The 15,623-nt window shown below is 61.1% G+C and carries 11 protein-coding genes; 8 read left to right on the top strand and 3 right to left on the bottom strand.

From position 1 onward, the window contains the following. From FJ404_09150 to FJ404_09135, 4 genes are all read left to right on the top strand, one after another. Positions 1–933, top strand: coding sequence for a DHH family phosphoesterase (locus FJ404_09150; GenBank protein MBM3823036.1), 933 nt, complete (start codon positions 1–3; stop codon positions 931–933). 89 nt (positions 934–1,022) lie between these two features. Further along, a complete protein-coding gene (locus FJ404_09145) occupies positions 1,023–1,859 on the top strand; it encodes an FKBP-type peptidyl-prolyl cis-trans isomerase (GenBank protein MBM3823035.1) in 837 nt (278 codons plus the stop codon). Between the two features lie 112 nt (positions 1,860–1,971). Then, positions 1,972–2,679, top strand: coding sequence for an rRNA pseudouridine synthase (locus FJ404_09140; protein MBM3823034.1), 708 nt, complete (start codon positions 1,972–1,974; stop codon positions 2,677–2,679). Positions 2,680–3,065: 386 nt separating this feature from the next. Next, the gene (locus FJ404_09135) at positions 3,066–3,815 is read left to right on the top strand and encodes a type II secretion system protein (GenBank protein MBM3823033.1); all 750 of its coding nucleotides are present in this window, start codon (positions 3,066–3,068) and stop codon (positions 3,813–3,815) included. Here FJ404_09135 and FJ404_09130 read toward each other — a convergent pair whose 3' ends face one another. Together FJ404_09130 and ptsP are read right to left on the bottom strand one after the other, a co-directional pair. After that, a complete protein-coding gene (locus FJ404_09130) occupies positions 3,816–4,553 on the bottom strand; it encodes a nucleotidyltransferase family protein (protein MBM3823032.1) in 738 nt (245 codons plus the stop codon). It abuts the gene before it with no gap. Between the two features lie 4 nt (positions 4,554–4,557). Beyond that, positions 4,558–6,336: a phosphoenolpyruvate--protein phosphotransferase gene (ptsP, locus tag FJ404_09125; GenBank protein ID MBM3823031.1), complete on the bottom strand. Its 1,779-nt coding sequence runs from the start codon at positions 6,334–6,336 to the stop codon at positions 4,558–4,560. Positions 6,337–6,423: 87 nt separating this feature from the next. Between ptsP and FJ404_09120 the strand changes: the two genes are divergently transcribed. From FJ404_09120 to FJ404_09110, 3 genes are all read left to right on the top strand, one after another. Continuing rightward, positions 6,424–7,002 carry a shikimate kinase gene (locus tag FJ404_09120; GenBank protein MBM3823030.1) on the top strand — a complete coding sequence of 193 codons (579 nt, stop codon included), beginning with the start codon at positions 6,424–6,426 and terminating at the stop codon, positions 7,000–7,002. After that, a complete protein-coding gene (gene queG / locus FJ404_09115; protein ID MBM3823029.1) occupies positions 6,999–8,060 on the top strand; it encodes a tRNA epoxyqueuosine(34) reductase QueG in 1,062 nt (353 codons plus the stop codon). The genes FJ404_09120 and queG overlap by 4 nt, the downstream gene beginning before the upstream one ends. 345 nt (positions 8,061–8,405) lie before the next feature. Continuing rightward, the gene (locus FJ404_09110; protein MBM3823028.1) at positions 8,406–9,008 is read left to right on the top strand and encodes a HEAT repeat domain-containing protein; all 603 of its coding nucleotides are present in this window, start codon (positions 8,406–8,408) and stop codon (positions 9,006–9,008) included. A gap of 75 nt (positions 9,009–9,083) precedes the next feature. Here FJ404_09110 and purL read toward each other — a convergent pair whose 3' ends face one another. Beyond that, the gene (gene purL / locus FJ404_09105) at positions 9,084–12,983 is read right to left on the bottom strand and encodes a phosphoribosylformylglycinamidine synthase (GenBank protein ID MBM3823027.1); all 3,900 of its coding nucleotides are present in this window, start codon (positions 12,981–12,983) and stop codon (positions 9,084–9,086) included. A gap of 794 nt (positions 12,984–13,777) precedes the next feature. Between purL and FJ404_09100 the strand changes: the two genes are divergently transcribed. Next, on the top strand, positions 13,778–15,623 hold a 1,846-nt coding region (locus tag FJ404_09100), incomplete at its 3' end, for a hypothetical protein (GenBank protein MBM3823026.1).

The raw sequence follows: 15,623 nt of genomic DNA, 5'->3' as shown, positions 1-15,623 counted from the left end.
ATGACGGTGATCGCGCCTGAAATCATTTGCACCCACGAAGGGGATCTTGACGGATTGCTTTCGGCCTTGCTGCTCCGCCGCCTGGCCAAGAAGCGGTTCGGTTTGGCACCTCGCATCGAGGCCTTCCACAATAATTATTGGAAGTCCCGGAATCCCGGCGAAAAGGTGTCTTGGATTACGGACCTGGCGTTTGAGAAGCGTCTCGACCGGCCCCATTGGATGGTGGTGGACCATCATCCGCCGGAATGTGCGCCTCTCCACGCCAAGCTAGTTCATGACGCGGCCAAGTCTTCCGGATTGTTAAGTTACGAACTTTGCCTGGAGGAGGGGCTGGGGTCGGAAGTGCTGGCACGGCTGGTGCATTTGAACAATGTTTCGGACCTTTTTTTGGATGCTGATCCCGAATTCGATCTGGCGTGTGATTACGCCCACCTCGTCAAGATTTACGGATTCTGGAACGTGTTCCAATTGATCGAGGGTGAGCCGGAGAGGCTGTTGCATCACCCTTTGCTCGAAGTGATGGAGGTGAAGCGACGGGTCGAAGACCCGCTCGGTTACGAGTGGAGCCGGGGCAAGATCGAGAGCTTGGGTCCCGGTGTGGCTTGGGTTCCCACGACGGTGGGGAATCCCAATCTGATCGTCCATCGAATGCTCAAGGACCCCTCCAATCCTTATCCGGTCCTGGTGACATTATTCCGGAAGGGCAACGGGACGATGCTGGCCAGCTTCCGCAGCCGCGGAGGGCAAGCATTGGCGGCGGCGGTGGCGGTGCAGGGCGGGGGACATCCCAACGCGGCCGGAGCGACCTTGCCCAAGTCCATCAATTCAGCGGGTGAGGCGGCCCGTTATCTTCGAGTCCAGTTGACGGGCAAGATCAAACCGGTGGCGGCGGAGGGGAAGGACGACTTGGAGCAGGCCTTCAAGGACATTTGAAGGGCTCGACTTCCCGGAACCTTGCTGGTAAAAACCGACGTTTCGCGAAAGAACGGGGCCCACGCGGGCTCCGACTCGCGCAGGCACGAATGATTATGAACACACGATGGATGGCAATGACGGCGATGGCGGCCTGGACTACTTTAGGCTTCGCCGCCGAGAGCGCGGACAAACCCGCTTTGAACGATCAAAAGTCGAAGGTGAGTTACAGTCTTGGCGCAAGCTATGGCAAGTTTCTCAAACAACAAGACGTGGATCTCGATTTCGAGGTCTTCCGTCGCGCGGTGAAGGATGTGCTGGAAGGCAAGCCGACGGCGATGAGTGAGGCGGACATGCGCCAAACCCAAATGGATTTCCAACGCGAGGCACGTGCGAAATCCGAGGAAAAGCGCCGGGTTGAATCCGCCAAGAACAAGCAGATTTCCGATCAGTTTCTCCTCGAGAACAAGGCCAAGGAAGGGGTTAAAACTTTCCCGAGCGGACTCCAATACAAAGTCCTTAAAGCGGGCACGGGTCCCAAGCCGAAGACCAACGACGTGGTCAAAGCGCATTACACGGGCACGTTCATCGACGGCTCGAAGTTTGACAGTTCGCACGATCGCGGCGCGCCCTTCGAGACCTCCACGCACGCGGTGATCAAAGGATGGACGGAGGCGCTCATGAACATGAACGTCGGGTCCAAATGGATGCTCTACGTTCCGCCCGATCTGGGCTACGGAGAATTTCCCCGGGGCAACATTCCGGCCAGTTCACTCCTGATTTTCGAAATGGAGTTGCTGGAGATCAAGCCGCCCACCCCGCCGGCCCCGATCACCTCCTCGGCCCCTGTCACCAGCGACATCATCAAAGTGCCCTCGGCGGAGGAATTAAAGAAGGGCGCCAAGATCGAGGTGATCAAGGCCGATCAAGTTCCGCAGAAGAAGTAGGGAATCCAAACCTCCCTAACCAACCCTCGCCCCGGAGCGGTTCCGCTCCGGGGCTTTTCCTTTCCTATCCCCCTTGCATCCGCCTGCCCGATACGGTGGACGCGCCTTCGGACTGGCCCGGATCCTCTCCAAATGGGGTGTTTGTTCACGTTCCGAGGCTTGGGCCTTCATCCTGGCGGGCCGGGTGGCTTTGGACGGACGAGTGGTGAGGGATCCTGAACATCCGGTGCAAGGCGGGGGACACGACATCCGGCTCGATGGGAAAGCGGTGCGGAAGGCCTTGTTCGAGTATTTCGCCCTCAACAAGCCGCGCGGATATGTTTGCACATCCAAGGACGAAAAGGGACGCGACACGATTTTTTCGCTTTTGGGCGGCGCGGGGATTGGGCATTTGGGTTTGGCGGGCCGGCTGGACCAGGCCAGCGAAGGCTTGCTGCTGCTGACGAACGATACCGCGTGGGCGAACGGTATTGCCCATCCGCATTCGCGGGTGGAGAAGCGTTACCATGTTCAAGTGCGCGGGAAGGTGGGCTTGCCGCAACTGAAGCACATGGAGGAGGGCCTCGTCATTGAAGGCGAGCGTTTGCGCGCGGTCCGAGCCTCCTACTGGAGAGAGGGGCGAGTGAATTGCTGGCTGGAAATTGTGCTGGATGAGGGGAAGAACCGGCAGATTCGCAGGATGCTGGAGGCGGGCGGATTCGAAGTGTTGCGCTTGGTGCGGGTGGCCATCGGTCCGGTGCAACTGGGGAGTCTGGCGAAAGGCGCTTGGCGTAGGCTGACGGCGGAGGAAGTGCGGGGATTGGGTCGCCGGAAAGCTTGAGATGGGTCTCGTGCTGCGTTCCATCGAACGGTCGGAAGCCTTGAGGGGGGTGGAAGTTTCAGATGTGAGCCATCGAGTTTCATCGAGTCGTCTGCGGCCACTGGCTTTCAGCCCCGTCGCGCTCCGGCTGAAAATGGGTGGACGGGGTCTGGCGGCCCGTGCATCCACTCGTTGTCGGTGATGCGCGCGGCAGTGCCGGGGTGCTGCCAGGGGCGAAGGCATCCACCCAGGGCGGGCCAAGGAGCGGGAGGAGATCGCCGCGGCAGGTTGGCGCGAGCGGAAGCGCCGTGAACGGCGCGCCCCGACACATGGCGGATGCACCGCCTGGCGGCGGGCCGTTCCTTTTGCGCTTGCTGGCGTGTTCACTTGGGACCACATTCCCGAATATGAAGCCCCGAGCCGGTTTTACGTTGATCGAGCTGCTGGTTGTCATTGCCATCATCGCCATTCTGGCTGGCATGCTTTTGCCCGCGCTCTCCCGATCGAAGATCAAGGCCCAGGCGGTGAAATGTGTTTCCAATCAGAAGCAACAGTATCTGGGCTACCACATGTACGCCGACGACAATTCCGATTTCTATCCGGCGCATGGGGATTGGGGAACCGTTGGGGGCCTGATCCGCAGCAACGTGCGCACCCGGCCCGTGGTGCATGACCGCGCCGGGGAGACGAACCGTCCCCTCAACCTCTATGTGTCGGCGGCCGAGGCTTTCCATTGTCCCTCAGACCGCGGCGATTCTTACTGGCCCAACGAGTCGAAGCCTTCCTGTTACGCCGGGTGGGGCAATAGTTACCTGCCCATGTGGTCGGTGGATTGGTTTGGGGTGAAGCACACGACGGCGGATAGCAAAGCGGCCCGAGGGTCGCCGGAGGCGACGCCGATCAAGACCGGAGAAATCGCGCTCAGCCCGGTCAACAAAATCATTCAGGGCGACTGGCCCTGGCATGGCTCACGGGATGCGGGGGACGGAGCGGTGAGCCGCGGTTCGAGGGAGAAGAGCGTTTGGCACAACAACCGCGGCGTGCGTGGATGGAACTTGATGTACGGTGACGGGCATGTCGCCCAGTTCCGCTTCCCCAAGGACTACGGTCCGAATCAAATGAGCGCGCGTGTCAGCCCGACCAACGCGTGGTGGTGATCAGCTGAAGATTCGGTTGGCTTCCTCAAGGGTCTCCTTGGAGCCGATGTCGTACCACGTGCCGGGCACGGTCCAGGAATAAACCGGGGTGCGGGGGTACATCCACTGAATCAGCCGCCCGGGCTGGTCGGTATTGTTGCCTTCGGCGACATACTGCCGGATGAGGGGCAGCGAGGCTTTGGGATAAAAGTAGAGGGCGATGCCGATCAGGGTGCTGCCGGGTTGTCTGGGTTTTTCCTCGAATTTGGAGATGCGTCCGGAGTCGTCGAGTTCAATGCAGCTGAACTTTTTGACATCCTCAAGGCTGCCCACGTCGTAAACTCCGAGCACCGGCGCGTTTTTCTCGCGGCAATACTTTCCAAATTCGGTCAGGGGCTCGCTGAAGAGGTTGTCTCCGGCAACCACGATGATGTCGTCCTCGATGCTTTGATTTCGCAACACCAAATCCAGGTCCCCGATGGCGCCCAGTTTGTTGCTGTCGTCGGTGGATCCGTCGTTGACGATGGTGAATTCGAGGTTGTGAGCTGCCTGGTACGTCGCGGCCCACTTTTCGAATTGCCGAGCGAATTTGGCGTTGGTGACGATGTAAAGCCTCTCGATGCCTCCGATGGGTGCGAGATTGTCCATCACGTATTCGACCATGGGCTTGCCGGCCACAAGCAGCAAAGGCTTGGGCTGGGTCAGCGTGAGCGGGTACAAGCGCGTCGCATATCCCGCGGCCAGCACGACAACTTTCATAGGGTCATTTCTGATTCTGGAACAATTCGGGCGCGCTCAGCCGAGCCATCGACTCGGAGCGGGCTAAAATCTCCGTGCCGGATTCGCAATTCAAGGCGAATTCGGCGAGAGGCTTGAAATCCGACGCTTTCAAACGCCGGACGAGATACTTCACGCTCGGAACGGAGGAGGGTGAGGCGCTCAATTCGTCCACGCCGAGCGCCAGCAAGAGCGGCGTGAGCAGGGGATCTCCGGCCATTTCCCCGCAGACACCCACCCAGATGCCGGCCTTGTGGGCCGCACCGATGGTATGCGCCATCAACCGCAGGATGGCGGGATGCGTGGGCTCGTACAAGTGCGCGATGCGTTCATTCAAGCGATCGGCGGCCAGTGAGTACTGGATCAAGTCGTTCGTGCCGAGGCTGAAGAATTTGACGCGCCTGGCCAGCGCATCGGCAATCATGACCGCGGAGGGCACTTCGATCATGACGCCCACTTCGAGTTGGGGGTTGAAAGTTTGCCCTCGCTCCGTCAACTCCCGCTTGCATTCCTCGAGGATCTCGCTGGCCTGCTGGAATTCTTCCAGACCCGAGATCATGGGGTACATGAGCTTCACGTTGCCGAACGTGCTGGCTCGCAGGATGGCGCGAAGCTGCTGTTTGAAGATGTCACGCTCTTGCAGGCAAAATCGAATGGCACGCCAGCCCAGAAAGGGGTTCAAGTCCTGGGACATCTTCGAATGGGAAAGGAGCTTGTCTCCTCCGATGTCCAGGGTCCGCACAATCACCGGCTGGGGCTGCAAGGCGGCGGCGACCTTGCTGTACGATTCGAATTGCTCCTCCTCCGTGGGAAGGTTTTCCCGATTGATGAACAAGTACTCGGTGCGAAACAAACCGACCCCCTCCGAGCCGGAGGACTGGACCGCCTCAATGTTGTCCGCGGATTCGATATTCGCCGAGAGTGTGACGCGGGTGCCGTCCAGGGTTACGGCGGCGGATTGCCGGATGGAATCCAGTCGTTCGTGCAGACTGGCTTGCTTGCGCACGACTTGGCCGTATTCGAAGAGGGTTTGGTCCGTGGGATTGACGATGACCAAACCGTTATAGCCGTCGATGAGCACTTGCAGGCCGGAATGAATCTCCTCCGAAACATGTTTCAATCCGACCACGGCCGGAATTTTGAGTGACCGCGCCAGAATTGCGGTGTGCGACGTTTTTCCTCCCGTGTCGGTGGCCAGGCCGAGGAGCAAGGTGTTGTTGAGCGACGCCGTGGTGGAGGGGGCCAGATCGTGGCTGATGACGATGGCCGGCTCGCGCAAGGCGGTTCCGGCGAGGTCAGGATCCAGGCCGAGCAAGTTGCGCAAAATGCGGGAGACCACGTCGCGCAAATCGTGGGCGCGTTCGCTCAAGTACTCGTCCTCGGCGGAGGCCATCGCCTGGGAGTATCGTTCGCCCACCCCCTGGAGCACGGCTTCCGCGTTCAACCGGCGCCCTTCGATGTGCTTGTTGACTTCCCCCAGCAGCGTGGGATCCTCGAGGAGAAGCAGGTGGGCGTCGAAGATCCCCGCGGAGCTGCCGCCCATGGTTTCCTCGACGCGCCGTTGCACGGCGACAATTTGCTCGCGAGTCCGATGCAGCGCCTGCTCGAATCGATGGCGTTCACCCAACACTTCCTGTTCGGAAATGGAGCGCGGGGCGGCGGATTCCTCTCCGTGGGCCAGGAACAACGAAAGACCCCGGGCGATTCCAGGGGAGGCGGGAATGCCGCGAAAGACGCGTTCGGCTTTTTGGGCGTGCAGGGGCACGGGTTCCCCTAGCCCAAAAATGGGGAGGAATGGAATCAAATTCTCCTCCAACTTGGGTGGGGCGGCGCAGTTTGCGTTGGAAAAGGGATGATTCGCAGGTTGCGCGGGGTTAGGATGCCCGACGTGAGTCATGGTGTAGCACCCAAAAACTTGGCGTTGGTGGGATTCATGGGCTGTGGCAAGTCCTCGACCGGGCGCATGCTGGCAAGCTTGTTGCAATTCAAGTTCGTCGATACCGACGATTGGATCGAAAAAAAGGCCGGTAAACGCATTTCCGAGATCTTCGCCACCGAAGGCGAACCGGCGTTCCGCAAGCTGGAAAGTGATGTGGTGCGCGAATTGGAAGGGCTCCAGCGTTGCGTCATTTCGACGGGGGGTGGATTGATCGTCAATCCGGAGAATTTGGAGAGTCTGAAGAAGCACGCGATGGTGTTTTGTTTATGGGCCTCTCCGGAAACCTTGTATGAGCGCGTGAAGAACCAGAATCATCGTCCGCTCCTCAACGATCCGGATCCCGCTCGAAAAATCCGGACCCTGTTGGAAGCCCGGACTCCGGCCTACCGCAACGCGGATGTGCTGGTGAGCACGGAGCGACGGTCGTTGCGCGAGGTGGCGCAGCACATTGCCAATCATTTTCGCGCGGTCAACCGCCACCATGCCTCATGAAGGACGCGGTCCGCCGCAAGGCGATCGAACTGGGTTTTTCCGAGTGCCGCTTCGCCGCCGCGGAGGTTCCAAGATCCGGGGGGGCGTTTTCCCGCTGGCTCGAAGCGGGCCGTCACGGCGAAATGGCGTATCTTCAACGCAACGCGGAGAAACGCCTCGACCCTCAGCGGGTGTTGCCCGGAGTTCGCACCTTCATCGTCTTGGCTATCGCTTATACGTTCCGGGATGCCGAGCAGCCTCCGGCGCAAGCGGTGTCGGAGCCTCGCGGCCAGGTGGCACGCTATGCCTGGCACGCAGATTATCACGAGGTTCTGCGCCAGCCGCTTGACGATCTGGCAAGATTTATCGAGCGGCAAGGGGGCGGGGAGACCCAATGCCTGGCTTATGTCGATACCGGGCCCATTTTGGAACGTGACGCGGCTCAATCTGCCGGAATCGGCTTCATCGGCAAACATACCAACTTGATCGGGCGGCGGCTGGGCAATTGGTTTCTTCTCGCCGAGATTCTGACCACGGCTTTGTTTGAACCCGACCCGCCCGAGACCAATCGGTGTGGATCCTGCACCCGGTGCCTTGCCGCCTGCCCGACCGGCGCGCTGGTCGCGCCCTTCGAGATGGACGCCCGCCGTTGTATCAGTTACCTGACGATCGAACTGAAGGGGTCGATTCCAGAATCCTTGCGGCGTCCGATCGGGGGGCGAGTTTTTGGCTGCGATGATTGCCTCGAAGTGTGCCCCTGGAACCGGTTCGCGAAAGAAGCTGGAATGATGAATGCCGCGGCGCGTCCCGACCTCCGGTCGGTGCCGCTGCATGAGTGGCTTCAGTTGGATGACGCGGGGTTCAAGCGCCGTTTTGCCGGGACACCGATGTGGAGAACAAAGCGGCGAGGTTTGCTCCGCAACGTCTGCGTGGCCCTTGGCAATGTGGGGAACGCTGATTCCCTGGCACCCTTGGCCAAAGCAGTCCAGGATCCCGAGCCCCTCGTGCAAGAACACGCGCGATGGGCGATCGCGGAAATTGAGAGCCGCCGCCGAGCCGCAACAGCGGCATCGGAATGAAACGCATCCCTCTCAAATCCCCGCGTTTGTGGGCCTGCTCTGGGCTGGCCTTCTTATTGGCCGCGGCGGCCTTGAGTTGGTGGCGCATGCCTCCGAAATACGGAGGGCGAACCCTTCTTCAGTGGATGGAGACGATGCCCGCGCTTTCGGGTCAGAATGAACGTGCGGAGGCAGAGTCCCATACGAATGTCGTGGCGTTTCTCAGGCTTGGAGATCGCATCGTCGAGCCTCTCGCCGAGTTGATGCGGCGGGATGCCCGGCAGTTGGAACTCGCTTTACAGAGATTTCACCAATCAAGCTGGATCTGGGTCATGCTGAGGAAGCTGAGTCCAAATCGATTGGGTCTTGCGCCGCCGCAGGGACACACCGAATCTCAACGTGCGCTGGAACTTCGCGTGGCCTGGTGTCCCTTTAGTGCTCCTCCGGCTGAGCCCGGACATCGATACCGGAATGGGTCGGCTCGCGCAGGTTCCGCGGTCCGGCCATGCTCACGCGGCCGCCGGCTTTGCCTGGGTCCAGGATCCCGAGCAGAAATATGCCGCAGCTTTGACCAATCTTGTGGCGGCGGCTGGTGACGAACGCCTCCGCTGGTTCTGGATCCGCTGCCTTGGACGCTTGGGTCCTCAAGCCGCTGAAGTTTCGCCCCATCTGCGTGACTGGGCGGAGCGCGACCCGATCCTGAAAGTGCGCCACGAAGCGATCCAGTCCTTAGGAGGCGTGGATTCCAGCCCCGCAACGCTGGAGTTCTTGCGGAAAAGGTATCGGGATCCTGGGGATCGCAGCGCGGTGATGGCGGCGTTCTTGCGCATGGGCGTCAAGGCGAAGCCCGCCGAGGACTTGATCCGGGAGGCGACGCTGGACCGTGATATGCACACCGCGATGTTCGCGCGGTGGGCGTTGAACAGCGTGGAAGGAAAGACCAACGTTTTTTCGACCGGAAAAGAATAGGTCCTACGCCAAGCAGCGGGTAGGGGACTAAAATGCCGGGGGAAGACCGCGGAGGCACACGGGTAGATACTTTTTCTATCCGGCCCATTCACGGGCGTTGTGGAACATCCGCATCCAGGGGCTGCGCTCGCTTCGGTTCCCAGCGCTCCAGCTCATTTGAATGTTGCGGAAGACCCGCTCCGGGTGGGGCATGAGCACGGTGAATCGGCCATCGGGTGTGGTGACCGAAGTGAGTCCGGCCAGACTTCCATTCGGATTCAAGGGATAGACCTCGGTCGGTTGGCCGAGGTGATCCACGAAGCGCAGGGCTCGTTTGACGAGGTCGGGGTCGCCGCGCTGGGAGAAGTCGGCAAATCCTTCACCGTGCGACACCGCAATGGGGATGCGGCTGCCGGCCATGCCTCGGAAAAAGATCGAAGGGCTGTCGAGCACTTCCACCAGGCTCAGACGCGCCTCGAATTGCTCGCTGCGATTGCGGGTGAACCGCGGCCAGGCTTCCGCCCCGGGGATGATCGAAGCCAAAGCGGCCATCATCTGGCAGCCGTTGCAAACCCCCAGGGCAAAGGTGTCGGACCGCGCAAAGAATTGTTGGAAGTGGGCTGATAACTCCGGATTGAACAGAATCGAGCGAGCCCAGCCTTCTCCGGCGCCCAGGGTGTCGCCATAGGTAAATCCACCGCACGCCACAAAGCCTCGAAAGTCATCGAGCTGGAAACGGCCGGATTGGAGGTCGGTCATGTGAACATCCACCGTTTCGAATCCAGCCAGGGACATGGCATAGCTCATCTCCAAGTGGCTGTTGACTCCCTGCTCTCTTAAAATTGCCACTCGCGGCCGAGCGCCGGAAGCTCGCTTTGCCATCGCAGGAGAAGCCGGGGAAAAGGTGAGGTGTGCGTGCAGACCAGGGTCGACCGGGTCGCCGGCCAGCCGGTGTTCGGAGTCCGCCGCCTCGGGATGATCCCGCAGACGCGCGATTCTCCAGCTCACCTCGTCCCAAACTTGGTGCAAAGCCTGAAGTGGTTGCTCCCAGAGCCGGGCGGGTCCGAGGGACACCTTGACCGCATACCGTTCATTGGGGGTGGCGATCTGATGCGAGTGCTCAGCCAGTCCCTCGTGTTCCAGCGCTGCAAGCACTCGCGGAACGTGGCCACGGTCCACCTGCAAAACGACTCCTAACTCCTCCGAGAAGAGTGCCCGCCACGCGAGTTCTTCCGAGATGGATGAGCCAGGGGCCAGGAGCGGAGCGAGATCGATATCGAGTCCTCGGTGGGAGGCAAACGCCATTTCGCATAAACAGCTCCACAACCCGCCGTCGCTCCGATCATGGTAGGCCCGCAAAAGCCCCTCGCCGCGAAGCAAGTTGATGGCGCGCACCAGTCCAATCAGGCGCGCCGGATCATCGAGGTCCGGGGTTTCTCCTCCGAACTGGTTCGTGACCTGGGCCAAGATTGATCCCCCCAGGCGGTGACGGCCAAAACCGAGGTCCACCAGAATAAGCACGGTTTCTCCGGAACTCAACCAAGGGGTGAGTGCCGGACGCACGTCTTCAACCGTGGCGAACGCGCTCACAATCAGGCTGACCGGCGCGGTGACCTGTCGCGATTCCCCGTTTTCCGTCCAGCGGGTGCGCATCGACAAGCTGTCCTTGCCTACCGGCACGCTGATGCCTAGGGCAGGGCAAAGCTCGAGTCCGACGGCCCGTACAGTGTCGCAGAGGTCCGCGTCTTCTCCCGCCTCTCCGCAGGCCGCCATCCAATTGCAGCTCAATTTGACGCGGGCGAGCTCGATCGGAGCGGACAGGAGATTGGTGAGGGCTTCGCCCACGGCCATGCGGCCTGAGGCCGGCGCGTTGAAGGCGGCGAGGGGCGTGCGTTCTCCCATGCTCATCGCCTCTCCTCGGAACCCGGCGTAGTCCGCGAGGGTCACCGCGCAATCTGCGACGGGCACCTGCCAAGGGCCAACCAGGGGGTCGCGGGACGACAATCCGCCGACGGTGCGGTCGCCGATGGTGATGAGAAATCGTTTGGACGCGACGGTGGGGTGCCGGAGCACGTCCAGCGCGGCGTTTTTCCAATCGAGAGAAGCTTGTTCGAAGGGCGGTGGAGTCCGTCGGATCCGGCTGGCGTGGCGAAGCATCCGGGGCGGTTTGCCCAGCAGAACTTCCATGGGCAGATCGATCGCGCGGAGGCCTTCAGGCCCGTCCTCCAGAATGAGCTGGGGGGCTTCGGTGGCCCGGCCGACGACTGCAAACGGGCAGCGTTCGCGATGGCACAGCTCCTCGAAAAGGGCCAGCGACTCGGGCCTGATGGCCAGGACATACCGTTCCTGGCTTTCATTGCACCAAACTTCCTTGGGAGCCAGGCCCGATTCCTCGAGGGGCACCTGGCGCAAATCGAAACGCGCGCCCCGGTCGGCGCCATGCACCAGTTCCGGGAACGCGTTGGAAAGTCCCCCGGCTCCCACGTCGTGAATGGAGAGGATGGGATTGTTTGAGCCCAGGGCGGCGCATCGCACGATGACTTCATGCGCGCGCCGCTGGATTTCGGGATTGCCGCGTTGAACCGAATCGAAGTCGAGGTCCGCCGTGTTCGCGCCCGCGGCCAGCGAGCTCGCGGCTCCTCCTCCCATGCCGATGCGCATTCCCGGCCCTCCCAATTGCACGAGGAGAGCGCCGGGTTCGAATGCGACCTTGGTGGTTTGATCGGCTGCGATGGATCCGATGCCGCCCGCGATCATGATCGGCTTATGATAGCCGCGGCACTGGCCGTTCACCCATTGTTCATACACTCGAAAGTAGCCGCCCAGATTGGGCCGTCCGAACTCATTGTTGAACGCCGCGCCTCCCAGCGGCCCCTCGATCATGATTTGCAATGCGGAGGCCACATGGGCCGGTTTGCTCGAGGATCGCTTTTCCCAAGGCTCCTGCGTGCCGGGCAACAGCAGGTTCGAAACGCTGAAGCCGGTCAGACCGGCCTTGGGGCGGGAGCCTCGGCCGGTGGCGCCCTCGTCGCGAATCTCCCCACCGGCGCCCGTGGCGGCGCCCGGGAAGGGGGAAATGGCGGTGGGATGATTGTGCGTCTCGACCTTCATCAAATTGTGGACGAGACCTTGGGAGGATTGGTAACGGCGGTCGCGCGGATTCGGGGTGGGCTCCCATCGTTCGATGAGCTTCCCCTCCATGACGGCGGCATTGTCGCTGTAGGCCACGACGGTGTGTTGCGGGGCCAGGCGATGGGTGTGGCGGATCATTTGGAAGAGCGACTGCTCTTGCGCCTCGCCGTCGATGACAAACTCCGCGTTGAAGATTTTGTGGCGGCAATGCTCGCTGTTCGCCTGCGCGAACATCATCAATTCCACGTCGGTGGGATTCCTCCGCAACGCCCGGAAGGCGCTGGCCAGGTATTCGATTTCGTCGTCGCTCAGGGCCAGACCGAAAGTTTCGTTGGCCCGTTCCAGCGCCGCCTTCCCTCCAACCAGAACGTCCACGTGCTCCATCGGCCGTCCCGGCTTGGATTCGAATAAAGCGGGAATGGCGTCACGATGCGAAAGGACACTTTCCGTCATCCGATCGTGCAACAACGCCGCACAAGCGGCGCTTTCGGAGGGAGCGAGTTCGGATTCTGCATCGGCGAGGATCAGGATGAATTCGGTCAACCGTTCCACCCTCCGGACAGGGAGTCCGCAGTTGTGGGCGATATCGGTGGCCTTGGAGGCCCAGGGCGAAACGGTTCCGAGCCGCGGGGCGATGAGCAGTTTCACGCCTTGGACGGGTCCGACATAGGGATCGCCATAAGTGAGCAATTCAGCGAGCTTGCGACGCGATGAGGACGGGAAGTCTTGCGGCGCGGAGACCGCGTGAATGAAGCGGGCATGCACCGACCGGATGGCGGCTTGGATGCTCTGCAGCCGGGGCAGGAGCGCGGCGGTTCGGAACGAGGAAAGGGCGTTGCCGCCGTCGAGACAAATCAATGGCATGAGGGGGAGAGACCGCGCCCGACCCTGGGCACGGCACAAATCGGGGTCATCCCCATGAATGTGAAGCGGCCCTCACTGGGGCGGGAGCATTGCACGCCGGGGATGAGATATTCAGTGGCGGGAGCGATCAAGGATAAAGCGAGGGGGCCTCATGGGCTCGGTGCATCCGCATGCTGTCGGGGCGCGCCGTTCACGGCGCTTCCGCTCGCGCCGATCGGCCGCGGCGATCTCGTCCTGTTTCATGGCCCGCTCTGGGTGGATGCTTTCCTCCTGGCAGCACCCTTGCCTGTTGAAGCTGCCATGCTCTCCACGCGCCGGGTTCCCTTCGTCGCCCCGCAGGCGGGGCAGCCTGCGAAACAGCAGACAGGGCTGTCTGCGTGACCACGACAACCCGGTCGCCGACAACCTCTGGAGGCTCCGGGCGTTCGGGCGTTCGCGGTGCATCCCGATGTTGCCGGTGATGCAGGTAGGGCGCGTCCGTCCCGGCGCGCCGCCGGAGCATGATGTTTTGCCTCCAGTGGGCGGCGGGCTGGGACAGGCCCGCCCTACCAACAACATCGGGATGCACGGGGGCGTTCGGCAGGAAGGAAAATGAGTTTGACAGAAAATAATCCTTCTGAGAATTTCCTTGTTTCCCCGTATCATAGCTTGGACCGGCCGTCCAGGGCACTCTTGTGCTTTTAAGATTCACGGCTTCATGCACAGGCCTTGAGTGTTGGTTGGGGGAGAAATTGCGAGACAATCGTTTCATGAAGACTGGCTTCGTTGTCCATTAAGGATAGCACTTTATGCTTATGATTAACAAACCTAATGTCCTTCGTTCGACCCCTCACCACCTCACCACCCGGCTGAAACTCGGCGCGTGCTTCGCCTTGTCGATTCTGATCTCCTCGGTGCTCGCTTCCGCGGCGTCGAGCATATCCGCGGTTCGGAGTGCCAAAGGGATCACCGTTACCTACGAAGGAACCCTGCAATCCGCGGACAGCGTGACCGGTCCTTGGCTCGATGTCTCGGGGGCGAGCAGTCCCGCGGAACTCCCGATCTCCGGCCCAGCCAAGTTCTATCGCTCGGCTGGCGCGGCGAGGCCCACGGGTCCGTTGATTTACTCTTATCGATCACTCTTTCGACTCGATGAGGAGTTTAGCGGCACCGGCGAAACGCTCAGCAAGGTGATCGAGCTCGGCAACGTCAATACTTTGGGTACCGTGACGGGTGTTTCCGACTACGGGAATGGCGAAGGCGCTTGGTTGGTTGACGCCGATGGCAAAGGCAAAGTCCTCTCTCGCCCCGGCTTAGCCTCGCCGCCCGGCGGGAACTTTGGCGGAGGAATCAATGGAAAGATCAGCCTCAACAACAGCGGGAACGCTGCCTTCGGCGTTGATGTCAATCGCGGGGATGGCAATGTCCAGGAGGTGGTTTACTACCATCGCTCCAGCGATGCCTGGTCGTCCATCGCGCGCAAAGGCACGGTGGTCAAAGGAGGCACCATCACCGCGACGCTAAGCTTTGCCACCATTAACGACTCGGAGGATGTAGTTTTTGCGGCCAACCTCGATACCGGCGGCTCGGGCGTCTATTGGCACAACCCGACCACCAAGACCATCACCCCCATCCTCGAACCCGGCAATACCGTCGGGGGCAAAACCATTGCCAATGCCCGCCGGGTCCAAGTCAGTCAAATCGGAAGGATTATCACGTTTGAAGCCCAGATTGTCGATGAGGCCAATTACGGGGCCTATCAATGGAAAGACGGCGTGGTCACGCAACTGATCGCATTTGGCTCGGCGGCCCCGGATCAGAAAGGGCAAGCGACGACTTCTCCCTTTGACGAACTGCGTGGGCCCATTGCCAATTCTGGGGGCGACGTCGCCACGCTGGGGAAAACCGCGGAGGGATGGGGCGCGTATCTGCGCACCCGCTCGGGTAAGTTGACCCGCGTGGCGGGCCCGGGTGACACCGTAGCCGGCGCCACGCTCAAACAGGTGGGGAGCAGCTACCGCAACGAGGTGCGCATTGGGGAAGATGGTTCAGTCCTGTTCGTCGCCATTTTTGAAAACGATGAACGCGGGCTTTATTTGTGGCATCCGGACGGAACTTGGACGGAAGCCGCCCGGGTGGGCAAAGATATGCGGAACATTGGCAAAGTGACGGGCATCGGCCTGGCGATCGGTGGCGATAGCGGCTTCGGCTTGTCCACCGACGGCAAACTCGGGTTCCCGGTCGGCACCGATGATGGCAAGGTGCACTTGATCTTGGCCCGGCCAGCCGCACCGGCGCCACCGCTCACATCCAAAACCTACTCTTACAAGTCACTCTTCCGCCTGAATGAACCTTTCAGCACCACCGGCGAAACCCTGTCGAAGGTAGTCGAAGTGGGGAATGCCAACAATGCCGGAACGGTCACCGGGGTGTCCGATTACGGAGATGGCGAAGGCGCTTGGATGGTCGATGCGGACGGAAAAGGCAAGGTGCTTTCCCGTCCCGGTCGCGCGGTGCCCTCGGGCGGAGTGTTCGGCGGCGGCATCAACGGGAAAATCAGTCTGAACAATAAAGGGAACGCCGCCTTTGGCGTGGATATCGACCGTGGCGAAGGCAATGTTCAGGAAGTCGTCTATTATCATCGCCAGACGGACGCCTGGA

It is taken from the genome of Verrucomicrobiota bacterium, assembly GCA_016871495.1.
Classification (GTDB): Bacteria; Verrucomicrobiota; Verrucomicrobiia; order Limisphaerales; family VHDF01; genus VHDF01.
The sequence above is the reverse complement of the archived record's forward strand: the minus strand, read 5'-3'. Positions and strand labels throughout refer to the sequence as shown.